19 protein-coding genes and 1 pseudogene are annotated in these 21,754 nt (G+C 63.2%); 4 read left to right on the top strand and 16 right to left on the bottom strand.

Translation table 11 applies throughout. The annotated features are described in order from the left end of the window. Positions 1 to 4 precede the first annotated feature (4 nt). The 9 genes from PO883_RS25305 to PO883_RS25265 are packed head-to-tail and all read right to left on the bottom strand — an operon-like array spanning position 5 to position 7,837. Positions 5 to 307, bottom strand: a complete 303-nt coding sequence (locus PO883_RS25305) for a PAAR domain-containing protein (RefSeq protein ID WP_167088977.1) — start codon at positions 305 to 307, stop codon at positions 5 to 7. Positions 308 to 362: 55 nt separating this feature from the next. Next, positions 363 to 2,192, bottom strand: a complete 1,830-nt coding sequence (vgrG, locus tag PO883_RS25300; protein ID WP_289312217.1) for a type VI secretion system tip protein VgrG — start codon at positions 2,190 to 2,192, stop codon at positions 363 to 365. 17 nt (positions 2,193 to 2,209) lie between these two features. Beyond that, on the bottom strand, positions 2,210 to 2,935 hold the full coding sequence (locus PO883_RS25295; protein WP_289312216.1) for a peptidoglycan-binding protein: 726 nt from the start codon (positions 2,933 to 2,935) through the stop codon (positions 2,210 to 2,212). Then, on the bottom strand, positions 2,936 to 3,142 hold the full coding sequence (locus tag PO883_RS25290; protein WP_167088980.1) for a DUF5908 family protein: 207 nt from the start codon (positions 3,140 to 3,142) through the stop codon (positions 2,936 to 2,938). It lies immediately after the preceding gene. Between the two features lie 2 nt (positions 3,143 to 3,144). Further along, the gene (locus tag PO883_RS25285) at positions 3,145 to 3,621 is read right to left on the bottom strand and encodes a phage tail protein (RefSeq protein WP_289312215.1); all 477 of its coding nucleotides are present in this window, start codon (positions 3,619 to 3,621) and stop codon (positions 3,145 to 3,147) included. Positions 3,622 to 3,634: 13 nt separating this feature from the next. Continuing rightward, positions 3,635 to 4,093 carry a phage tail protein gene (locus PO883_RS25280; protein ID WP_289312214.1) on the bottom strand — a complete coding sequence of 153 codons (459 nt, stop codon included), beginning with the start codon at positions 4,091 to 4,093 and terminating at the stop codon, positions 3,635 to 3,637. A 49-nt stretch (positions 4,094 to 4,142) separates the two neighbouring features. Then, entirely contained in the window at positions 4,143 to 6,374 is a 2,232-nt protein-coding gene (locus tag PO883_RS25275) for a phage tail sheath C-terminal domain-containing protein (protein WP_289312213.1), read from the bottom strand. Between the two features lie 23 nt (positions 6,375 to 6,397). Continuing rightward, complete coding sequence (locus PO883_RS25270; protein WP_289312212.1) at positions 6,398 to 7,255, bottom strand: hypothetical protein; 858 nt, start codon at positions 7,253 to 7,255, stop codon at positions 6,398 to 6,400. 3 nt (positions 7,256 to 7,258) lie between these two features. After that, positions 7,259 to 7,837 carry a DUF4255 domain-containing protein gene (locus PO883_RS25265; RefSeq protein WP_289312211.1) on the bottom strand — a complete coding sequence of 193 codons (579 nt, stop codon included), beginning with the start codon at positions 7,835 to 7,837 and terminating at the stop codon, positions 7,259 to 7,261. A 284-nt stretch (positions 7,838 to 8,121) separates the two neighbouring features. Here PO883_RS25265 and PO883_RS25260 point away from each other — a divergent pair, with 284 nt between their 5' ends. Together PO883_RS25260 and PO883_RS25255 are read left to right on the top strand one after the other, a co-directional pair. Further along, the gene (locus PO883_RS25260; RefSeq protein WP_289312210.1) at positions 8,122 to 8,427 is read left to right on the top strand and encodes a hypothetical protein; all 306 of its coding nucleotides are present in this window, start codon (positions 8,122 to 8,124) and stop codon (positions 8,425 to 8,427) included. Positions 8,428 to 8,435: 8 nt separating this feature from the next. Further along, positions 8,436 to 10,067, top strand: coding sequence for a hypothetical protein (locus PO883_RS25255; protein WP_289312209.1), 1,632 nt, complete (start codon positions 8,436 to 8,438; stop codon positions 10,065 to 10,067). A 135-nt stretch (positions 10,068 to 10,202) separates the two neighbouring features. Here the strand turns inward: PO883_RS25255 and PO883_RS25250 are convergent. Next, positions 10,203 to 11,292: pseudogene (locus PO883_RS25250) on the bottom strand (IS66 family transposase); the annotation flags it as partial. Positions 11,293 to 11,669: 377 nt separating this feature from the next. On the opposite strand from PO883_RS25250, the gene PO883_RS25245 reads away from it, so the two are divergent. Next, positions 11,670 to 12,509: a hypothetical protein gene (locus tag PO883_RS25245; protein ID WP_289312208.1), complete on the top strand. Its 840-nt coding sequence runs from the start codon at positions 11,670 to 11,672 to the stop codon at positions 12,507 to 12,509. Between the two features lie 21 nt (positions 12,510 to 12,530). Here the strand turns inward: PO883_RS25245 and PO883_RS25240 are convergent, their stop codons facing one another. The 6 genes from PO883_RS25240 to PO883_RS25215 all read right to left on the bottom strand — a co-directional run bounded on the left by PO883_RS25240 (position 12,531) and on the right by PO883_RS25215 (position 21,015). Next, positions 12,531 to 13,679, bottom strand: a complete 1,149-nt coding sequence (locus PO883_RS25240; RefSeq protein ID WP_289312207.1) for a branched-chain amino acid ABC transporter substrate-binding protein — start codon at positions 13,677 to 13,679, stop codon at positions 12,531 to 12,533. 112 nt (positions 13,680 to 13,791) lie between these two features. Next, the gene (locus tag PO883_RS25235) at positions 13,792 to 14,895 is read right to left on the bottom strand and encodes an HAF repeat-containing protein (protein ID WP_289312206.1); all 1,104 of its coding nucleotides are present in this window, start codon (positions 14,893 to 14,895) and stop codon (positions 13,792 to 13,794) included. A 193-nt stretch (positions 14,896 to 15,088) separates the two neighbouring features. After that, positions 15,089 to 15,334 carry a hypothetical protein gene (locus PO883_RS25230; RefSeq protein WP_289312205.1) on the bottom strand — a complete coding sequence of 82 codons (246 nt, stop codon included), beginning with the start codon at positions 15,332 to 15,334 and terminating at the stop codon, positions 15,089 to 15,091. Between the two features lie 370 nt (positions 15,335 to 15,704). Further along, positions 15,705 to 16,094 (bottom strand): hypothetical protein, encoded by a 390-nt coding sequence (locus PO883_RS25225; protein ID WP_289312204.1) that lies wholly within the window; start codon positions 16,092 to 16,094, stop codon positions 15,705 to 15,707. Positions 16,095 to 16,462: 368 nt separating this feature from the next. Continuing rightward, positions 16,463 to 18,559 carry a TonB-dependent siderophore receptor gene (locus tag PO883_RS25220; RefSeq protein ID WP_289312203.1) on the bottom strand — a complete coding sequence of 699 codons (2,097 nt, stop codon included), beginning with the start codon at positions 18,557 to 18,559 and terminating at the stop codon, positions 16,463 to 16,465. 116 nt (positions 18,560 to 18,675) lie between these two features. Beyond that, positions 18,676 to 21,015 carry a DNA polymerase II gene (locus tag PO883_RS25215; RefSeq protein WP_289312202.1) on the bottom strand — a complete coding sequence of 780 codons (2,340 nt, stop codon included), beginning with the start codon at positions 21,013 to 21,015 and terminating at the stop codon, positions 18,676 to 18,678. Between the two features lie 164 nt (positions 21,016 to 21,179). Between PO883_RS25215 and PO883_RS25210 the strand changes: the two genes are divergently transcribed. Continuing rightward, positions 21,180 to 21,754: DUF302 domain-containing protein (locus PO883_RS25210; RefSeq protein ID WP_289312201.1), on the top strand; the 575-nt coding region annotated here is incomplete at its 3' end.

Raw genomic sequence — 21,754 nt, 5'->3', positions numbered from 1 at the left:
CTCTCTATCCGCCGATCATGACAGTGAGGCAGCCGAGCACGATGGTGCCGCCATGCTGGCACGGGTCGCCCACACGCGCGGCCGCCTTGCCGCCGATGAAGACGGTCATCGAGCCCTTGGAGATTTCATCCGGCGGGCCGACACAGGTGCATTTGTCGCCCACCACGGAGGCCACCAGCTTGCCGATCAGGACGCTGGGAATGCCGGGGCCGATCACCGGGCCGCCCACGTGCGGAATCGGGGACGGCACGGCGGGTGTCTGCATCGGGCACACATGCATATCGGTCTGGCGGGCGGCGGGCGGCATGGCGGCATCCTTTCGGGAACGTTGGTCGGGGCGGCGGATCGGGTCTCGGGCGCGGTCAGTTGATGTTCACGGTCGCTCCCTTGATGGTGGTCTGGCCGCTGGCCGAAAATTCGGCGCTGGAGGCGCCTTGCGCCACCATCGCCATGCCGGCCTTGATGGTGATGTTCTGGCCATCGCCGGTCATGTCCTTGCTGGCCTTGAGCGCCATGTCGCTGCCGGCCGTGAGCGTGACCTTGGCCTTGGCGGTGAGCACGATGTCGGAGGCGCTGTCGAGCAGGATGCCTTGTTCGCTGAGCGACACCTTGTTGCCGTTCTGGTCGGTGGCGACGATGGATTTGGCGTCGTCGCTCATGACCACCGTGTTGCCGGCGGGCGTGAGCAGGGTGATGACCTTTTTCTCGTCGTCGAACTCGACCTTGAGCAAGCCCTTGGTGACGATCGCCTTGGTATAGTTTTCGGCCGTCAATCCGTACGGCGGGGCGCGCATGCTGCTGTACAGGCTGGCGATGACGACCGGGTTGGACGGGTCGTTGTTGAGATAGGCGACGATCACCTCGTCGCCGATCTCGGGAATGAAGAAGGCGCCCACCTTGTCCGAGCCATAGGCGCTGGCCAGGCGCGCCCAGACGCCGCCGGCGTCGTCCTTGAGCACCGGCAAGGTGACCTGGATGCGGTTCTCGCCGGCCGGGTCTTCATCGAGCTTGGCGACCTTGCCGATGTGCAGGCCGGTCACGCCAGGCATCAGGCCGGAGGCGGCCTCGCCGGGGCCGCCGTGGCGTGCGCCGCCCCACTCGGGGTCGAGGCCGAAGTCGACATCGGTGACCCAGTTGCCGTCGGCGATGTGATGCTCGACCGAACTGACGAATACCTTGCCGCTGAAGCGCGTGCCCACGCCCTTGAGGTCGATCAGGGTGCCGGGCAAGGCCAGCGCGCTGCCCTGGAAAGCCATGCTGCCGCGCACCCGCGCCAGCGCGGCCTTGACCTGGCGCGCCTTGGTCCAGGCCGTCAGCGCCGCCGTTTCCAGCGGCACCGGGGTTTGCAGGCGCAGCGTGGCGCCGCCGCCCACCTTGCCCAGGGTGGCCGCGTCCAGGTTGCCCTGCAAGCCCATGCTCTCGGGCGAAGCGTCCTGGCTGGCAATGGCCTGGGTGGCCGGGTCCCAGCTGACCCCGGTCACCTGGGTGTACTGGGTGCGGGCATCGATCTCGGCCTCGAAGCGCATGATGTCGGTGCCGTAGGTCAGGCTCAGCACGGCCGTGGCGCTGGTGTCGGGCGCCTTCACCGTAAGGCTCTTGTCGCCGGTGATGACCAGCAGGCCGTTCGCTTCGGCGCGCGCCAGCAGGAAATCCCAGTCGCTGCTGTAGTACTGCACCAGCCCGTGATACTTGGTGGTGGTGGCGCTGACGTCAACCCCGGTGTAGCCTTTCAGCAATGCCTCGATGGCCTCGCTGTCGGTGCTGTCGACGTGGTTCTTGTTGTTGCGGCTCAAGGTCAGTGCGAAGGCCGCGTGGCGGCATTCGATGCATACGCGCACCCGGTTGCCGGCGTCGATGCGGATCCCGTGCTTGATGACGATGCCGGAAAAAATCGGCGAGGTCTTGCTGCCGTAGCCGGCTTCGATGTCGATGCGCGCTCCCGGCACCAGTTGCTTGGCGTCGCTGACGGCGAAGGTCTTGGCCGCCATGTCGCCGTCGGCCACGTACACGCGCGCCTGCGCCAGCTTGTTGACGCTGCGCGACACTTCCACCGCGATCACGCGCATGCTGTCGGGCAGCACCGCGCCGTCGCTCTTGACGACCAGCTTGAACACGCCCTTGCTGGCCAGGGCGGGCGAGGGCGGACCAGCGGCGGGCGCGGCATCGGGCAGGGAATCGGGCGGGGGACACATCGGTTCGGCCTTGTCCTTCAGTTAATCGGAGGAAAGCGCAGCAGCATGCCGGGCGTCAGGGAGCGAAAGCCGACCAGGCCGTTGACGCGGGCGATTTCCATGTAGTAGCCGGGATCGTCGTAGATGCGCTCGCACAGGAGGGGCAGGGTGTCGCCGGCGCGCACGGCCACCAGGTGCGACAGGTCGGGCGAGCTCCTGGTCGCGCTTTGTTCGATTTTCTTGGGGCTGGCCATGGCCAGCACGCCCAGCGTGACCTTGGCGCGCAGCGGCTGTCCGCTGGGCTTGAACAGGGTGTAGTCGATGTCCATCGACTCGACCACGCCGACGAAATTCATGTCGCCCCAGACAAAGCGCAGCACGTTCGGCTCGTGGATGTCGCCCTGGTAATCGTAGACCAGGGTGCGCAGGGCGGTGAGCATCTCGGTGACGCTGGGGGCGGCACTGGCGGCCAGGCTGCCGCTGCTCATCATCGCGCTGAGGTCCGCATTGACCAGCGATACCACGCCGGTGCCGTCGAGGATCAGTTGGGGCAAGGTCAGCTTTTCCGGATTGACCGCGCTGAACTTGGGCGTGGCGCCCGGCTGGCCCAGCGTCGGGCACTGGTTGTACTGCACGCTCAGGCGATGCTGGTAGCTGGCCGGATTGATCTGCACCTCGAAGAAGGGGCCGGCGATGTCGGTGCCATCCGCATCGCACGGCGACATCTTGAGCAGGTTTTTCGAGCCGAGGCTGATGCCGCCCATCTAGCGCTCCTGCATCTGGTTGATGGCGTCGCGCAGCAGGCGGGTGCGCTGGGCCACGGTCTTGTCGTCGGCGCCGAGTTGCGGGCCGCCCGGCACGCAGGTATCTTTCTTGACGGGCGCCGCTTCCTGGGCGCGCGCGGCGCCGGCACCGGACGCGCCCTGCACCACGTTCGACTTGATGTTCAACTGGGCGATTTCAATAGGCATGGTCAGGTCAGTCGGTTGGAATAGTTATAGCTGAGGGTAATGTTCTCGATCGCGACTTCGTTTTTTTCCGAACCGAAGGCCTCGACTTCCCACTTGATCGGATAGGCGTTGGCGAAACTCCAGGAGCGGATCGGCAAGCCGTCGGCATTCATCAGGCACACCACGATCGGCTGGGCCAGGATGGGGATGACGAAATCGGCCTCGAACACCGAACGGCACCATAGCACCAGGGGCGAGCTCATCGGTGCGATGCCGCGCTTGAGCTGCAGGCTGCGCGACTTGTAGTGGGTCGGCAGGGTATGCACGTAGCGGTTTTCGCCGCCTTCGACCACGGTTTCCGTCTCCAGTTCCGCGGAAATGCCCGACACCTCCTTGAAGGAAGTGTCGACCAGGCCCAGGGTCGCGCCGAACATGACCTTGAAGTAGAAGGCGGACGGCTGGTAGCCGTCCGACGTCAGCAGCGATAGCGGGTTGAGCATGCGCGGGTTCCGCTTAGGCGTTCGCGATGGTCAAGCCCTCGTGCACGATCTCGATCGTCTCGATCGATGCCTCGTTGCCCTCGGCCTTCAGATCGGTGCCGGTGATCTTGGTCGGCCAGGCGTTGGCCAGGGTCCAGACCATGGTCGGGGCGCCGGTCTCGTCGAGCAGGCTGATGGTCACCGGCACGCGCTTGATGGTGTTCATCTTGATCTGGTTGAACCATTCCCAGAACTTGTTGTCCGACTTGAACACCCCTTTTTTCATGGTCACGTTGCCGACCTTTTTCAGGCCGGGCATCTTGATCACCGAAAATTCCGGACTGTCGCCGTGGCGGTACTTGATTTCCTCGGACTGGATATCGAGCCCGCTGACTTCCTGGAACGACATGACCTGGGAATCCCATTTCACCTGGAAATAGAATTTAGGGAGCGGCCATACCGCTGTTGATTGTTTTGAGCCATCATCTGCCATCGCGAACCTCTTTGGTAAGTCACATCAGGAAAGAACTGCCCTTGTTGCGTCAGGATTTTTGCATCTGTTGCTGGAAGGTGATTTCGATGAATTCGGCCGGCCGGCTGACCGCCACCAAAATGGTGACGCGCAGGATGCCTTCGAGGATATCCTCGGCGGTCATGGTTTCGTTCAGGCCGACGGCGACGCTGAAGGCATCGTCCGGGCTGGCGCCGGCCAGGCCGCCGCGTTTCCAGATGCCGGTCAGAAAATTGCGCGCCATGCTCTTGATGGTGACCCAGGTGTTGGCCACGTTCGGCTCGAACACATAGGCCTTGCTGGCCAGGCGCAGCGACTCTTCCAGCATGATCATGGTGCGCCGCACGTTGATGTAGCGCCAGTCCAGGCTATTGCCGTCGAGGGTACGCGCGCCCCATACCAGGGTGCCTTCGCCGATGAAGGTGCGGATCGCGTTGATCGATTTGCCGGTGGTGCTGACGTTCAGGTCTTCCTGGTCGTCGTGGGTGATGTTCACCGAGGGCGAGGTCACCGCCGCCAGGCTGACGTTGGCCGGCGCCTTCCAGACCCCGCGCGTATTGTCGACCATGGTGTACAGGCCGGCCATCGCGGCGCTCGGCGGCAGCAGGTTGAGCTTGCGCTGCACGGCCAGCAAGATGCGCGAGTACAGCGGGCTGATCGCGACCAGGGTGTTGTGCACGGTGGCAATCTGGTGCAGGCGGTCGGCACCGTCCTCGACTGTTTTCCAGTCCTTCACGATGGCGTCCAGGGTCTTGCGCACCTGGTTGGCCTTGATCCGCGCCGCCGGGCTCTTGCTGGTGTCGGCGTACAGCACGCTGGCCAGGTCGTTGCTGAGCAGGTCCTTGAGCTTGAGGCGGTTTTCCGCATCGAAATAAGTGAAATCGAGGTCCTTGGCGGCCACGATGGTGGTGTTTACCCATGGATAGTAGGCGGCGCCGAAGGCCAGGAAACTGGTGCCCACCCCTTCGCGGAACTCGTTGACAGGACCGTCGTTCAATTCCTTGTCGCCGTCGTACACATCGAGGATGGCGAAACGGCTCTTCATCTTGTAGCCGCAATGCATCAGCATCTGGGCTTGCAGGGAGTAGCAGTCATTTTTGGCCAGCAGCACGGCTTCCGGAATGACCAGCATGGTCGGCTCCTGCTCCTTGAGCAAGACATTGATGCCGGCCTGCAAGGCATCGCCATCGGGCATGGCGCTGTAGTCGCCCACCGAGACGATATGGCAGGCGCCGCCGCCGTTCTGGAAGAACAGTTTCATGCTGTGGTACAGCAGGTGCTTGCCGCCGGTCTTGGCCAGCTTGTAAGGTGCAAGCGGGCGCGCTTTTTCCGCTTTCAGTTTCAGCGCGTAGGCGGGGACTGCGACGAGGGCGGCGGCGTCGGCCGCGGCCTGGGCATCCTTGGCGGCCTGCTCCGCTTCCTTGTAGGTTTTTTCCTTGACCACTTTCTCCGCGTCGGTGGCTTTGTCGAACTCGGCCTTGGCAAGGTCCGCCTTCTTGCGCAGATCCGCTGCCTTGTTGGCGGCATTCTCGGCGGCAGTGACGAGGTCGGACGCATCGCTTGGCTTTGCCGGGGCGGCGCCGGGCGTGGCGCTATCGCTGGCGGCCGCCTCAGCCTTTACAGCTTTCTCCTCGGCCGCTACGGACGCGGCTTTCTTATCGGCGTTATCGGCATCGCCCACTAGCGCGGCCTTGGCCGTGGCCGCCTCTTCCCTGGCCTTGGTCGCTAGCCTGCGCAATTCGGGGTCCACGGGGCTTTTGTCACCGGCGGCGCCGGATTTGGCACTGTTGACGGCGGCCTCCTCAGCCTTTGCCGCTTTGTCCGCAGCTTGTACGGACTTGGTTTTTTTATCGTCATCATCGGGGGCGGCGGCCGACGCGGCCTTGGCCGTTTCCGCATCTGCCTTGGCCGCGTTCGCTTTCTCGCGCAATTCAGGATTTTCGACGCCGGCCGCAGGGGCCGTGCCAATGCCAGGGGCAGGGGCGGCGCCGTCCGCCGGCAGCGCGGCGGCCGAAAAGTCGGCGTCGTCCTGGAGCTTGGTTATACCGAAGGTAAACACCGGCGCTGGCGGCCCGCCGAAGTGGGCTTCGAATTCGGCCATCGAACTGATCCGCATGGCCTTGTTGGTCAGGGAGGAACCCTTGTAATCGGCAAACTGCGTATGGCCGACGAAGGCGGGCACCGCGGTCGCGACCTCGACCACGGAGTTGGGGAAAGCGTTCTTTTCAACGATGTAGACCCCGGGAGTTTTATATTGCGCCATCTTGCGTCCTTTCTGGTGGGTAATCAGGGGATGTAGATTTCCGACACTAATACTGGTACGGCACTTCCTTCTGTAATTTCCCGCCCGATGGCTGCCACACTGGCATTCGGCAGTCGCTTGATGAGAATTCTTATGCCCAGCTCGCCCTGGTCGCGCAGTTGAAGGCGCTGTTGCGGGGTCTTGCGCATCTCGATGGCCTGTTCGCTGGCAAAGGTCAGGGCCGAGCGGTTGCCGGGCAGCGGCGTGCGCCCGCGCGCGCTGAAGCGCAGTTTGCCGTCGAGGTCGACGATGACCGGATCAGGGGCATCCAGCTCGCTCAAAAAATGGTATGTCCAGACGCTGGCGCGGGCGCCAAAGCGCACCAGCCAGACTGGCGTGGCGGCCTGCGCCAGCGCGGCCGCCACGTCCGCCAGGGCCAGTACCATGAAAAACGCGGGCCTGGCCGGCGCGCCTGGCGCCGCCAGCGCCGCAGCCTTGTCCGGCACGCGCGCACGGCGCCAGGCCGCCGGCCCGGCCAATTGCTCCGGGTGCAGGCGCCAGCGCCCCGGGTCCTCGGCCTGGGCCCTGGCGCTGTGGAAAAACAGGCAGGCGTCGGGCGCGGGCGCATCGAGTCCGGTAAACAGGGAAAAGTGGGGATCGGTCGAGAGCACGCCAAATTCGAGTTCGGCCGCGTGCTCGTGCCCGGCCTGCAGATCGGCGCGGGCCGCGTCCTGGGCGACCAGCGCCAGGCCGTGGGCGGACGGGCGCGTGAGGATGCCGAAACGGTCGAGCAGGGCGGCGCATTGCGCCGTCGGCACGAAACGGAAATTGCCGCTTGCCCCAGCGGGGAAATACGCATGCTCGGCGCATAATTCCAGGAGGAGGGAATAGGCGCCGCGCATGGCTTAGTGGCTCGCGCTGGTGATCGGTTCGGCCACTGTGCCGACCTGGTGTGTGATGGCGTCGCCGCCCACCGTAATCATGCGCACCTTGTACATGACGGATGGCAGGTAGCGCCCGCTCAGCATGGTCCACAGATTGCTCAGCTCATGGGTCTTGAGGTTCTCGATATCGAGCAGCAGCCGTTCGATGCGCTCATCGAGATCGGGCGTCACCTGGTGGTCGAACACCGGCGTGCGCTGGAAGAAGGTGATCGCGCTGGAAATGAAGCGCAGCGCCTCGGGATAGTTTTTATCGCTGAAATTGGCGGCCACCACCACGTACAGATTGAGGAACAGCGGCCGGCTGTAGACCGGTGTGCGGCCGGCGCCGGCGCTGGGCGCGAATGCCTGCTGGGGCAGCGTGTCTTTCTCGATATTGGTCAGGCAGATCACCACCTTGTTGGCGATGTGCGGGGCGATGGCGCCATTCTGGCCGATGATATTCGAGACCACCACGATATCGTCGGTGAGCTTGTGGCTGCGGCGCAAAAACTGGTTCAGCTGCTGCGCGAGGTGATCGATGGCGGCCTCAATCATCGGCATGCTCCGCGCCTGGAAAGCCTGGGCAAGACGATCGACAGGCGCATTCGAGATCTCCCTTTTGTTGTAATTTCGGAAGACTTTATCATAAGACACTCTGTTGTTTTTTTTATTTTTGCGATGTCGCAATTGTCACATCAACGTGGTAATTTATGAGATTGGGAGGGCTATTCGGTGCGCGATATCGCTGGCGGAAACTGTGCCGTCACGACGCGGCGCGCAGGCGAGCGCGGCCGTAACGGCGGGCTCCGCGCCGTTTTCGTGGTTCTGTTCATGCGAGGTGAACGATGAGTTCTGGCGCGCCTTACGACGCGATACAAAGCGGTCCCGGATCGCAGCGAGAACGGCAGGCGCGCGACAACGCGACGCCGGATCGCGCGGCCAGCATGGGTGTCGCGCAGTTCGTCGATGGACGGGCGCAATCGGCCGCGCACATGCGCTTGCAGGATCTCGCCGACAATCGGTTACAGGCGCGCCAGGGCAAGGCCGCCGGCAGCCTGATACAACACAGTGCGCGCGTACGGCAGCTGCACGCGCTGGCCGCCATGGCGCAGCAAGCACCTGCGCAGCGACAAGCCAAATTGAATTGGTAAGCGCCACAATGAAAACGCACAGAGACAGTACCGCGGCAGCACAGGCAGATCAACAACCGCGCATTGAGGAGCGGTCTGCCGACGTACGTGATACTTTGCCTGCGGCAGTAGTTGATAACCGGGCCTCATCAGTGAATATACAACGTCTTCAGGATATGGCGAACAGCTCAACCCGAGCAATCCAGATGGAGAAGGCACAACGTATGTTTACTAATCCTGGCTCCAAGCGAAGGCAATGGTTTGAGCCGATTGCGGATAACTCGCCTCATGAAACAGCATTGAGGCAACAGCCTGTAGCGACTACCGACGCAGCGCATGCGGATGCCCTGCGTTCCGCGCACGATACAAATCCACCTCTACAGCCACTCGAACCTGCGATAGGTGCCAGTGCAGTTATACAAGGTTTTGGTCTGAATCTCGGGGCGCTCGGGATACCCTCCATGTCCGGTCTCGCTTCTGTCCCGGGCAGGATTTGGTCAGCTTTGAGAGGCAAAGATGAAGCGCAAGAGTTTTCCGCCGAGATGAACGGTCAAGAAGAATTTTATCAAGACATAGATGGGCAGCTGGACGAAGCGGCTACACCTCAAAATAATGTCGACGGAGACCACCTGGAAGTGAGCCACGACCGCTTAGCCGAGGTTGGTGAGCGTCTGAAAGCACGCGAAATTCGTCAACGCGGTTTAGTCGGTTCGGCGCACGCGAAAAGTAAAGACATATTCGACGGAACGGTGGAAAATCACGTTGATAAAAATGAACTGTGGCGCCTTTGGATGAAAAAAATAAGTGGAGGTAAAGATTCTGGCGGTAAGCAAGTTGACGGCGATTACGTCACCCGCGTGGGCACTACCATCTCACGAATAATTGCTTCGACGCCGGGCTTTCAGCTGCTGCAGGACTTGCACGATCAATCACACGAATCCGACATTCCGATTAATTTCATCGAGCGCGCGATGGGCGAGAATTTCAACATGACAGCGCGTAGTGTGACGCCAAAGGACGGTTCACGCTTAGAGGCTATCGAGGTTGCGGTACCGGCAGCGGACCGCTACGACGATGCCCAAAGTTTCAAGCGTTCCGATCACTTGCAAGGAGGCGTACAACAGGAAGGGCAAACCCTTACTGCCGCCCCGCTAGATACCGATCTATTCCACGAGTTTGTTCATGCAGCCCATTACATGGAAATTGAACAGCGCCGCCGAGCCCTCCCTTCGCCCTCAAAGCAGAAGGGGCTTGCGAAGGAAAAGGCGCGAAATAAGCGCGCGGAACAATTTCGAGCGGATTTCAATGCTTACCGTGGCGGTATCGGCGGCGCGAGCGCCGTGTTGTCCCGCCAACATCACGTTTCCGAAGCATCTACCATCCACCGGAGGGGCAGTATGGATGTGTTGCGTACGATGGTGGCTCAGGAGCGTGATACGCTGCCTGACGACCGTGAGGAAACCAGACCTGTCTATGAGAAGTCAATCAGAGATATTGACCGTGTCCAAGCGATGATATCTGCGAATGATAGGATTCCTTCTGAAAACGACTATCGGGTTGCGATCGGCTTGCGCCCAAGACAAGACCACAACGGTGTGGTGTTGGACGGGGATAATAGATATAGTGCACATCAGTTCCCTGAGGGCATTGTAATTAATTAATTGGCAAATTTCGTCCGGCCATTTACGCTTTGACAAATCACTCCGATTTGTTTTTCCGCCATTCCTTGAGGGATTGAATCGGGTAAGCGGTCACGCGGCGGCGGAAGCATGTGGGCCGCCAAGGTCGTGCAGGTCCTAGCGTAGTGGATTGTCAGCAAACATCTCCTTCCAGATCCTTGGCGTGAGCTGATGCACCAGTGACGCCGGGTGCTGACCGACACGCTGCAGCACGTCCACGAAATAATCGAACGGGTTGATGTCGTGCAGCCGGCAGGTCGCCAACAGGCTTTGCACAATGCCGACGTGCTTTGCGCCCAGCCCGGTCCAGCTGAACAGCCAGTCCTTTTTATCCATCGGGATCACGCGCAGAGCGCGCTCGAGGTGTTTCGTGTCGATCGATACGTCCGGGTCACCCAGGTAGCCTGACAGGCCAACCCGGCGCTCACGGATTGACGCCCGCGCAGCAAGGAAGGGACTGCCTGGCAGGAAGCCCCGCTCATCGAACTGCTCGTCGATCCACGCGAAGAAGCGTTCGAGGACAGGTTTCGATTGCTTTTGCCGGCGTGCGAGCTTGGCTTGGCCCGTCAGACCATCGTCGCGAATCTGTTGCTCGACCTTGTACAGAGCGGCGATCGCGTGCAGTGCCTGGTCCGCCTGCGGCGGCTCGATATCCCTGGCATCAAAGATTTTACGGCGTGCGTATGTCCAGCACTGTGCATGCGTGATCCCGGTCTTCTTCGAGTAATGCGCTCAGGCGCTGTAGCCGTCGCTCTGCAAGACGGCGCCAACCGGCCGCTGTAGACCAGGCGCGCTCTCGACGTGCTCTGCCCCACGGCTGGGGTAGTAAAGGAAGCCGATTTCATCCTGTTCTCCTACGACCGGCCAGAAGTAAGGCGGCCTTCATTTTTCGCGGTCCGGCACGCCCGGCCTTAATCGGCGTTTCGTCCATGGCAATCACGCGCGAGCGCCGTACCGATTCCAGTTGGGCGTTGAAGATCGGCTCGACCAGCGATACGGCGGCCGGCATCAGCTTCGTGATCCAGGCACGGCTGACATTGATGCCGGAATCCTGCAGCTTGATGTGCTGGCGTTACAACGGCTGGTGGTAGGCGAACTTGTCGATGATCATGCCGGCACTGAAGCTGACGTCGGCACGGCAACCGTCCAGCACGCCCACCGGAGCGGGAGGGCACGACAAGCATTGATCAGCGCGCAGCTTGACCAGGCAGCTATGCTCTTGCCGAGGCAAGCGGCTACGCCAGGCCGATTCCTTGGAGGTGTGAGATTCCAGCTTGTCCATGTCCGGCTCCGTGTTGTTGAACTCGGATCGGATTGTGGCTTGGTAAGCCGAAAGATACAACGTCGCTCAGGAACCGCTTACGCCGATCAGCACCGGCAGGAGTACGTGGCGGGCTTGATGGCGCCCCTGACGCGGGACGACGATGCGCTGCGGCTGGGCATTCCCGTCGCGCCGATCGCCGCCCATCCCATTCCGCAAGCGATCCACAGGTTCTGGCCGGGCGGGCCGTTGACCGATTCCGCCCTGGCGACCTTGCTGGAATCTGCCGCCAAGACGCACAACACGCCCTGGACCCACACGCTGTGGCATTCGACGGCGTTGAGGAGGAAATCAGGAAGCCGGAGCCGTCGGCATGGAAGTTCATGGGCGCCGAGCGCGACGCTTACGATGCGGACCAGGCCAAGATCCTCAAACGGAATCGGCAACGGCAGCAGTTGCGGGATGCCGGCTACCAGACCCGGGCGATCGAGGAATTGGTGGCCAATGGAAATGCGACTTCCGGCGTGACTGCGCAAGAGCTCGGTGCGGCATCGGGCATCGCGGCCAATTCGGTCAAGCAGGGCGGGCACGATGCCTGGAATGATTTGAAGTATTTCTCCGATATCGCCCGGCTGATGTATCTGCACGCGGGCGGCGGGCACCACATGGATGTCGATATTGGCTTGGGCGACATGGACATGGGGCGGCAATATACGCACAGCGACGCGGCCGGCGAAGTGCCGCTGATGGGCACGCTGGCGCGCGACATGACCTTGGGCGGAGGCGGGCCGGAAGTCGTCCCGCGGCTGGAGCATGCCAAGGCGTATCGCGGCAATCCGTATTCCGGCGGCGTATCGGCAGATGAGTATGTGGACGACGTCGCCGCGCTGGGCGAGCGCGCCCAGGCCGGCGCCGGCATGTACAACGCCTTGATCGCGACGCGGGCCGGGACCGGCAACGTGCGCGCCGCGGTCGACCGGATCATGCGCAGCATGCGCGTCGCCGGTCCCGGCTTATCGACCGGCATGGTGGCCAACCGGGAGTTGCTGGGCGGTGACAGGGCGAGTGACGGGCACGCGGACAGGCTGCAGGCTGGCTATGCGCAGTCGGTGCCTCCCTATCTGTTGAGGCTGCAACACCTGACCGACGACAGCGATCTCTGATCCGCCTGCCGGCCACGCCGCTTACTGGATGACGCTGAGACGGTGGCGCTTGCCGCCCTTGAAGGTAAACAGCGTCAGGCGGCCATCTTTCACGTCGCCCCGGGCATCGAAGGCGATCACGCCGGTCACGCCCTTGTACTGGCCCTTGGCCAGCGCCGCCAGATACACGGACGGATCGGTGGAGCCGGTCTGCTGCATGGCGGCCACCATGGCGTGCATGGCGTCGTAGGCATACGGCGCGTAGGTCATCACGTCGATGCCGTAGCGGCGCCGGTAGGCTGCGCGGAAATCATCCATGCCTTTCTGCTGTTGCGCGTCCACCCCGCCCGCTTCCGCGCAGATGACCTGGCCATCGGCCATGCCCTCGCCGGCGAGCCTGGCCAGCGAATCGGAACACATGCCGTCGCCGCCCATGAAGCGCAGCGGCATGCCCAGCTGCTTCATCTGGCGCAGCATCGGCCCGGCCACGGCATCCATGCCGCCGAAGAAAATCAGGTCCGGCTTGGTGGCCTTGATGGCGGTCAGGATGGCGCCGAAATCGATGGCTTTGTCGGTGGTGTACTGTTGCGCGACAATGCGCGCGCCCTGGCCGGCGGTCTTGATGTTCTTGATGAATTCGTCGGTCAGGCCCTTGCCGTAGGCGGTGCGGTCGTCGATTACGGCAATCTGCCTGGCCTTGCCGGTCTGGACCGCGTACCTGGCCAGCGCCGCGCCCAGTTGCTCGTCGTTGGCGACGTTGCGAAACGCCGTCTTGTAGCCCTGGCGCGTGTACTTGGGGTTGCTGGCGGACGGCGAAATTTGCGGAATGCCCGCGTCGTGATAGATTTTCGAGGCCGGGATCGTGGTGCCCGAGGTTTCGTGGCCGATCACGCCGCGCACCTTGGCGTCGACCAGCTTTTGCGCCACGATGGTGCCTTGTTTGGGGTCGCCGGCGTCGTCCTCGGCGAGCATCTCGACGCGGTAGCGCTTGCCGCCGATCAGCACGCCCTTGGCATTGAGCTCATCGACCGCCATGCGCGCGCCGTTTTCATTATCCTTGCCGAGGTGGGCGATGGCGCCCGAGGTGGCCGCCACGTGCCCGATGCGGATCACGTCCTGCGCCTGCGCCACGCCGCCCGACAAGCTGGCCAGCACGGCCGCCCGCAGCACCCATCCAGAATTGAACCGCATAGCTTCCTTTTTTCGTTGACGCGGCCGGTACGCCGCAATGCGGCCAGCATACCATGCAGGGATTGTGCGCGCGCCTGCGGCTTTGCGGTGCAGGCGGGCCGCATCGGCCGTCTCAGTTGCCCGCGCCGGTGAGCTCGATGCCGCGGCTGCGCAAGCGGTACAGCACGGCCAGCCCGGCCATGGTCAGCACCGCAGCGATCAGGGTCAGCAGCTCGCTGCCGCCGCGCGTCATGACGGCGGCCGCGTTCGAGGCCATGGTCGCGGCGGTCATGCCGTGGTCATAGGTGGCGCCGATGACGAATTCGCGGTCGTTGATGGCGTTGGTCAGGTGCAGGCCGTGGCCGCCGCGGTGCACGGTCATCTTCTTGTCGCGCCACACGAAGGACATGCGCTCAGTGCCGACCAGCACCGTGCCGACCACGTGGCCGGCGTTGTTGATATCGGTGGCGAAGCTGTTGTAGTTGCCAATCAGCGCACCCAGGTCGACCATGCGCTTGCCATCGTGCACAAAGGCGCGCCAGCGGCGGTCTTTGGTTTCCGACGCGCCGACCACGACGCCATCGTCGTTGATCGCCATGGCCGAGCTTTGGCGGCCACCCAGGGTACCCAGGTCGACCATGCCGCGCTCGGGCGTGTACAGGAAGGCGTGGCGGTAGCCATCCGCGTTGGCGGCGCTGCTGGCCACCTGCCTGTGCTTGTTGATGCCACTGGCGTAGCTGATCTTGCCGCCCAGGGTGCCGAGATCCTGCAGTTGGGCGCCGCCGTCGTTGATGAAGGCATGCCAGTCGCCGTTCGGCATGTCGGCAAAGCCGACGCTGATGCCTTCCTGGTTGATGCCCATGCCGTAGCTGCTGGGGCCGCCGAGGGTGCCCATCACGCGCATGCCGCTGCTGCGATGGAACAGGAAGGCATTCCAGCTGCCATCCTTGTTGCGGACCGAACCGATGATGTCGCCGCGGTCGTTGATCCCGCGCGCATCGCTGTGCATGCCGCCGCGCGCGCCGAGGTCGGTGATCTTGCCTTTTTCGAACAGGACGCCGCGCGTGTGGCCGTCGCCGTCTTCCAGCACGGCGGCCACCTGGCCGGCGGCGTTCATGTCGTAGGCGATGGTCGACTCGCCGGGCGGCACGGCGATGCCGAGCGATTGGGGACGGGCACTGGCCTCGCCTCCCAGCAGGAACAGAACGGCGAGGCAGGCAGGCAGGGCAGGGCGCATGCGGAATTCCTTTCGATGATGGGCGTCAGTGTGGCATCCGTTGCAAAACGAATATCGGTAAATATACGCCAACATTGCGATCTTGAGGAATCTGTTTTGCTATGTCATGGCAAATCGATTGCGCAGGCAATGTGGGAAGTAAAAAAACCGCGCAGGGCGGGTTGCTGGCGTCGATGGCAGGACAGGCTGGCTGTCAGATGTATTTTTCGATGATGCGGATCATGGCGGGCACCAGCTGGGCCAGGAAAACGAGGCTGGCAACCCAGATGATGATCGACGGTTTCGCCTCGGCTATTTTGGCGTGGACATCGGCGATGTCCGCTTTGGTCGCGCCATTGGCCTTGATCACCGCAACATCGATCTTGATGGCGGCAACATCGGCTTCCAGTGCTGTAATGCGGACTTCCATGCCACCATGATCACGTTGTTCGCCGCTCATGTCCATCGTGTTCCTCGACGGTGTTATGGTTTTTTGCCCGTGGATGAGAGTCCATTTCCAGGACCGGCGTCACGGGAGCCGGATGATCAGCCGCCATTCGATTAGCGTGAGTCCGCTCAATGCCAGGCGGCCCTGCGGGATCGACGTTGCGTTGGTAAAGGTGGCTGGTACGGGGTCCGTACTGCTGATCACAGTAAGACCGCGTCCATCGACATTAGTTCTGTTCTTGCGGCGCAATGAAGCATGGTGTCGCCAGCCTGGCTGTCGAGCCTCAATGACCTTGTGCGCGTCAGCATCAGGTTCAAGGTCAATGTGACATGGATAAAACACCGCCATGGGCGGGTTATCGAGCGCCAACGATGAGCGCGTGTCAGATGTACTTTTCGATGAGATGTACCGCTGCGGGTACCAGCTGAGCCAGGAAAACGAGGCCTGCAACCCACATGATAATTGCCGACTTCGCTTCGGAAACAGCGCTGCGTATTTCCGAACGTACCTGCGCGATCTCGGAACGCATCTCGGCCCGCACCGCCGCGAACTCGGAACGCATCTCCGCGCGCACTTTGGCGAATTCGGCATGCATCTCGGCCCGCACCTCGGTGAACCCGGAACGCATTTCGGCCCGCACTTCGGCAATATCCGATGTCGTTGCGCCATTGGCCTTGATCACCGCAACATCGATCTTAATGGCGGTGACGTCGGCTTCCAGTCTGGCTACGCGCGCTTCCATGTCACCATGATCGCGCAGATCCTCGTTCATGTCCATTGTGTTCCTTCATGATGTAAAGGATTTCGCCCGGTGATGACAAGCGCATGCATGGACACGGCACGTGGGGGAATAGACAATTGCCACGCTGAAGGCAGGCGCATATTCAGCCAAGGCCGGCTTTGCCGGCGCCGCATTGCGAAACGTGCTCGCACAGCGCCGGTACTGCTTGTCACAGTAAGACCTCGTCTATCGTGTTTGGTTCGCCGCATGGGCGTCGTCACGCGTGCGGCGCCGCGCTGGCTGGCAGCCACCCGGCCAGCGATGAGCAGGCGCTTGCTCTGTTCATCGTGGTACCGCTTGGCCTTGCGCGGATGCGCTGGGAAAGCAATCGTCCTGATTGCCTTGCGTTGGCGCAGGCCTCAGAACGCGTAGCGCGCCGTCAACTGGACCGAGCGCGGCGCGCCCGGCAGGTTCAGGTTGCCGTTGCTGCCGTGTCCGGCGACGATGTACTGGCGGTCGGCCAGGTTCATCGCGTTCAGCTGGATGTCGACCTTGCCCTGGCGGTAGTAGGCCATCGCATCGATGGTCGCGTAGCCCGGCAGCGTCACGGTATTGCCCGGATTGGCGAAGCGCTTGCCGACGGCATTGGCGCCACCGCCCACGCCAAACCCGTTGCCGAGCGACTTGGTCAGCCACACGTTGGCGCTGTGAACGGGCGTCAGGGTAGGGCGCTTGCCCTGCACCGGCTGTCCGGCATCGACGGCGACCGACGACACCGCGCGCGCATCCAGATACGCGTAGCCCGACCACAGCTGCCAGCCATCGCCCAGCTTGCCGGCGAAGGTCAGCTCGATGCCATCGCTGCGCTGCGTGCCGATCGGAATCAGGCGGTTGGTGGCCGGGTCGGTGGCCTTGATGTTGGTGCGCTCCAGACGGAACAGCGACACCGAGGCGGTCGCATTGCCGTCGAACAGGTCGAACTTGGCGCCGACTTCCTTGTTGGTGGTTTCCTCCGGCGCGATCTGGGCATTGTTGGCGGCCAGCGCAAACGATTCGCCCGACGGCTGGAACGACTTGCTGAACGAGGCGAAGTACGATTGCGTCTCGCCCGGCTGATACACCAGGCCGGCGCGCGGACTCCAGGCACGGTCGACGCGGGCCAGGTTCGACTGGCCGGCACGGCGTTCGCGCGTTTCCTGTTCAAAGCGGTCGAAGCGGACCCCTGCCAGCGCTTTCCACTGGGCCGACAAGGCCGCCATATCCTGCACGTAGGCGCTGGCCACCGTCATCACGCCCAGGTTGTCGGTCGAGGGGGCGGCGCTGACGGTGAACGGCAGCACCGGCGCAACCGGATGGAACAGCTTGACCTTGGCGATATTGTTTTGCGAGCGGAACAGCTGGTCTTTTTCCTGCTTGCCGACTTCCACGCCGTACAGCAACTGATGGCGCATGCCGGCCAGCGTGGCGATCTGTTTCAGCTCGGTCTGGTTGAAATAGCCGCTCTCGTCGCGCAGCACATTGCTGCGGTTCAGCGACGCCGTCAGCGCCTTTTCATCGACCGCGCCGGCCAGCGTGTTGTTGCGGTCGAGCGTGTAGTTGTAGTGGCGGAAGGCATTGCGCAGCGACCAGGCATCGTTGAAACGGTGATCCAGAGTGAAGCCGAAGGCCTTCACTTGCGCTTCGGAGTAATCGTTGTCCTTCGCGTTGGCCGCGCCGTAGTAGGTGCCGGCAGGCACATCGACCGGCTTGCCGCGATACGCGGGCACGCCGAAATCGGTCACCCGCTTGTCGTTCAGGTATTCGGCCTGCAGCAGCACCTTGGTGGCGTCGCTGATCTTGAGCGAGACCGATGGCGCGAACGCTTCGCGGTCGAGGAACTGCTGGTCGCGGTAGCTGTCGGCGCGTTCGATGGCGCCGGTCACGCGCAGCGCCACCGGGCTGGCGCTGTCAGCGCGGGCGACGTCGATTTCGGCGCGGCGCTGGTTCCAGCTGCCGGCCTGCAAACTCACTTCGTTCTTGTTGATGCCGGGTTTCTTGCTGATGCGGTTGATCAGCCCCCCGGACGAACCGCGTCCGTACAGCACCGAGGCCGGCCCCTTGATGATTTCCACCTGCTCGGTGTTCGACAGGTCGCGGAAGTACAAGGCATCGTCGCGCATGCCGTCGACAAACTGGTCGGCGATGGCGGTAAAGCCGCGGATGGTCACCTGGTCGCGCTGGCCGTCGCCGTGCGACAGGCCGATGCCCGGCACCGCCTTGAGCACGTCCTGCAGCGAGCGCGCGCCCTGGTCGCGCAGCACGGAGAGCGGCACCACGTTGACGGTTTGTGGAATATCGCGCAGCGGCGCGTCGATCTTGGTCGCGCTGGTGGAGGTGGGCGGGTTGTAGTCGGCATCCTGGTCGCGCGTGGCGCTGACGGTGATTTCCTTGAGCGCGGTCTGCGCCAGGGCGGAACTGGACAGCTGGGGAAGTGCGAGCGCGATGATGACGGCCAGCCGGGTCTTTTGCATTGCCATGGTACGTCCTTGTTTTTACGTTGCTGAATAATTACTACGAATGATAATGATTCCTATTACTATTATTGCTGAGCAACGTCAATATGGCAAATTTATGTGAGACGCATGGTTTTTCCTCAGAACAAGGTCTGCTGCAAACTGGTGAGGCTGGCGAAATCGTCGCCCAGGAAGGGCAGGATGGCGTCGGCGATCGGCTGCAGCTGGCGCGTGACGTAATGGTCGTAATCGATGCGCGAGCGTTGCGTTTCCAGCGGTTCGGGGCCGGCCAGCGTCATCACGTACTGGATCCAGCCGCCTTTCTGATACTGGAGCGGACGGCCGTGCAGGCGATTGAAGTCGTCGGCAAGGCGCGCGGCGCGCACCGGCGGCGGCGTGCTGCCCTGGTAGTCCGCCAGCGGGCGGCGGATGCGCTTGCGGTACACCAGCAAGTCGTCGAAGTCGCCGCGCAAGGTGCTGTTGACGTACTCGCGCACATAGTCGCGGTAGCTTTCGCGCCGGAAGATGCGCAGGTACAGCGCTTGCTGGAATTGCTGCGCCAGCGGCGTCCAGTCGCTGCGCACCGTTTCCAGGCCCTTGAATATCATCTCTTCGGCGCCGTCGCTGTTGCCGACCAGTCCCGCATAGCGCTTCTTGCTGCCTTCTTCCGAATTGCGGATGGTCGGCATCAGGAAGCGCCGGTAGTGGGTTTCGTACTGGAGTTCGAGCGCGCTGCCGAGGCCGAACTCCTGCTCCAGGTGCGCGCTCCACCACGCGTTGACGTGGGCCACCAGCGCGCGCCCGATCTCGCCCGCCTGCGCGTCGTCGTGCGCGTGCTTGAGCCAGACGAAGGTCGAATCGGTGTCGCCGTAGATCACCTGGTAGCCGCGTTCCTCGATCAGCTCGCGCGTGCGGTGCATGATCTCTTGCCCGCGCAGCGTGATCGAGGATGCCAGGCGCGGATCGAAGAAGCGGCAGCCATCCGACCCGAGTACGCCGTAGAAGGCGTTCATGATGATCTTGAGCGCCTGCGACAGCGGCTGGTTGCGTTCGCGCTTGGCCGCCTCGCGCCCCTGCGCGATCTGGCTGACGATGGCCGGCAGGCAGTGCTTCTCGCGCGCAAAGCGCGCACCCCGGAAGCCCGGCACGGTGGCGCCGCTGTCGTCGCGCAAGCCTTCGACCAGGCCGACCGGATCGATCAGGAAGGTGCGGATAATCGAGGGATACAGGCTTTTGTAGTCGAGCACCAGCACCGAGTCGTACAGGCCGGAACGCGAATCCATGACGTAGCCGCCCGGGCTGTTTTCGCCGGCGATATCGCCCAGGTTGGGCGCCACGTAGCCCTGGCGGTGCATGCGCGGCAGGTACAGGTGCTCGAAGGCGGCCACCGAACCGCCGCTGCGGTCCGCCGCCAGCCCGGTCACGCTGGCCCGTTCGAGCAGGAAGGGCAGCAGCTCGGTCTTGTCGAAAATGCGCGTGACCAGTTCGCAGTCCTTGAGGTTGTAGTGTGCCAGTGCCGGCTTGTCTTGGTTGAAGCGGCGTTCGATTTCGGCCATGCGCTGGTAGGGATTGTCGATCGCCTTGCCAACGCCGAGCAGGGTGCGCGCCACGTTTTCGAGGCTGAACGAGGAAAAACGCCAGGTCGCCGATTTGAGCGCGTCGATGCCGTCGATGATCAGGCGCCCGGCCGCGCCGGCGAAGAAGTGCTGCTGCTTGCCGTGTTCGCGCCATTCCATCGGGCTGCCGTCGCGCCCCAGGCGCAAGGGCACCTGGCAGCGCTGCGCATGCTGTTGCAGCACGCGCAGGTCGAACTGCACCACGTTCCAGCCGATGATGGCGTCCGGATCGTGCGTTTCAAGCCAGGCATTCAGGCATGCCAGCATGTGCGCGTGGCTGTCGCAGTAGTCGAGGGCGAAGTCGCGTGGCACATCGTTGCCGTTCGGCGGTCCCAGCATGTACACCTGGCGCTGGCCGCAGCCTTCGAGCGCGATCGAATACAGCTCGCCGCGCGCGGTCGTTTCGATGTCGAGCGAGACCAGTTTCAGGCGCGGGCGGTAGCCCGGCCCCGCTTTCAGGGGGCTGTCGGGCGCATCGTGGAACAGTACCGGCGCGGTGATGAAGCGCTCCATCAGGTAACGCTCGGGCGGGCGGATATCGGCTTCGTAGACGTCGATGCCGAACTCGCGCAGGCGCTTGGCCTGCCTGGTCAGCTGGCGGTACTGCTGGCAGTACAGGCCGAACACCGGGCGCTGGCTGAAGTCGCGCAGGTCGAGCGAGCGCAGTTCGCAGCCGCGTTCGCCCTGCAGCAGCGCGGCGACCTGGGTGCGCCACTGTTCCGGAATGAAGGCGACCGAGAGCTGCTTGGACAGGCGGATGCGGCGCGGCCCGGCGTCGGTGGCAAGCCAGAAGTCGACCTCGGTGCCGGCGGGGGTGTCGCGCCAGTGTCTGGTCAGGAGAAACCCCTGCTGCGGTGAATTCACAATGCTACCTTGAAAGCGCTTGCCGGATGGCGCGCATATTCTAAGCCATCCCGGCTGCCGGCGGTAAGGGGAGGGCGCGGCGCCGATAAAATCGCGGCCGGCGCCGATCCGCATTATCATGCCTGGGTACCGACCACCTTTCACAGCTTATGTCCGACCACGCGATGACCCCGACACTCCCGGCCCTGCCCATGCGCCTGCTGCTGGCTGCCGCGCCGCTGCTGCTGGCCGCCTGCGGCACGCTCAACGCCGCCGCGCAGGCCGAGCAGGGCGCCGGCGCCGAGTTCGGGCGGGTATGGGATCGCTGGGTCGACTCCGGCGGCGACATCGCTGCCGCCGTTACGTGGGAACGCAAGGTGCGCGCCGGCGTCAGCGTGGCCGAGATCGAGGATGCCTTCGCCAGCGTCGCCGCCGAAGACAATCTGAAGATGGTCGGCACCCTGCCGCTGTCGAAGGAATTGCAGGCGCGCTCGGGCAAGCCGGAAAAGTTCCTCAAGGTCTATTCCTACTGCGACCCGGAGACGGCGCGCGCGATGGTCGATTTCAGCCCGCCCATGGCGGCCTTCCTGCCCTGCCGCATCACGGTGCTGGAAAAGGAGGATGGCTTGTGGATCTACACCATGAACATGGACATGCTGACCAACATGGGCCGCACGCTGCCGCCCGAACTCAAACCGCGCGTGACGCGCATGCGCGACGCCATCTGGAAGATGCTGGAGCGCGGTTCACGCGGCGAATT

The sequence above is a fragment of the Massilia sp. DJPM01 genome (genome assembly GCF_030348125.1).
Classification (GTDB): domain Bacteria; phylum Pseudomonadota; class Gammaproteobacteria; order Burkholderiales; family Burkholderiaceae_D; genus Telluria_A; species Telluria_A frigida.
This window is presented reverse-complemented; position numbering and strand designations above follow the sequence as displayed.

What these genes read in the sequence shown, in the direction of transcription:
- PO883_RS25305 (WP_167088977.1), bottom strand. Translation starts at nt 307, where the DNA reads ATGCCGCCCGCCGCCCGCCAGACCGATATGCATGTGTGCCCGATGCAG.
- vgrG (WP_289312217.1), bottom strand. Translation starts at nt 2,192, where the DNA reads ATGTGTCCCCCGCCCGATTCCCTGCCCGATGCCGCGCCCGCCGCTGGT.
- PO883_RS25295 (WP_289312216.1), bottom strand. Translation starts at nt 2,935, where the DNA reads ATGGGCGGCATCAGCCTCGGCTCGAAAAACCTGCTCAAGATGTCGCCG.
- PO883_RS25290 (WP_167088980.1), bottom strand. Translation starts at nt 3,142, where the DNA reads ATGCCTATTGAAATCGCCCAGTTGAACATCAAGTCGAACGTGGTGCAG.
- PO883_RS25285 (WP_289312215.1), bottom strand. Translation starts at nt 3,621, where the DNA reads ATGCTCAACCCGCTATCGCTGCTGACGTCGGACGGCTACCAGCCGTCC.
- PO883_RS25280 (WP_289312214.1), bottom strand. Translation starts at nt 4,093, where the DNA reads ATGGCAGATGATGGCTCAAAACAATCAACAGCGGTATGGCCGCTCCCT.
- PO883_RS25275 (WP_289312213.1), bottom strand. Translation starts at nt 6,374, where the DNA reads ATGGCGCAATATAAAACTCCCGGGGTCTACATCGTTGAAAAGAACGCT.
- PO883_RS25270 (WP_289312212.1), bottom strand. Translation starts at nt 7,255, where the DNA reads ATGCGCGGCGCCTATTCCCTCCTCCTGGAATTATGCGCCGAGCATGCG.
- PO883_RS25265 (WP_289312211.1), bottom strand. Translation starts at nt 7,837, where the DNA reads ATGCCGATGATTGAGGCCGCCATCGATCACCTCGCGCAGCAGCTGAAC.
- PO883_RS25260 (WP_289312210.1), top strand. Translation starts at nt 8,122, where the DNA reads ATGAGTTCTGGCGCGCCTTACGACGCGATACAAAGCGGTCCCGGATCG.
- PO883_RS25255 (WP_289312209.1), top strand. Translation starts at nt 8,436, where the DNA reads ATGAAAACGCACAGAGACAGTACCGCGGCAGCACAGGCAGATCAACAA.
- PO883_RS25240 (WP_289312207.1), bottom strand. Translation starts at nt 13,679, where the DNA reads ATGCGGTTCAATTCTGGATGGGTGCTGCGGGCGGCCGTGCTGGCCAGC.
- PO883_RS25235 (WP_289312206.1), bottom strand. Translation starts at nt 14,895, where the DNA reads ATGCGCCCTGCCCTGCCTGCCTGCCTCGCCGTTCTGTTCCTGCTGGGA.
- PO883_RS25230 (WP_289312205.1), bottom strand. Translation starts at nt 15,334, where the DNA reads ATGAGCGGCGAACAACGTGATCATGGTGGCATGGAAGTCCGCATTACA.
- PO883_RS25225 (WP_289312204.1), bottom strand. Translation starts at nt 16,094, where the DNA reads ATGAACGAGGATCTGCGCGATCATGGTGACATGGAAGCGCGCGTAGCC.
- PO883_RS25220 (WP_289312203.1), bottom strand. Translation starts at nt 18,559, where the DNA reads ATGGCAATGCAAAAGACCCGGCTGGCCGTCATCATCGCGCTCGCACTT.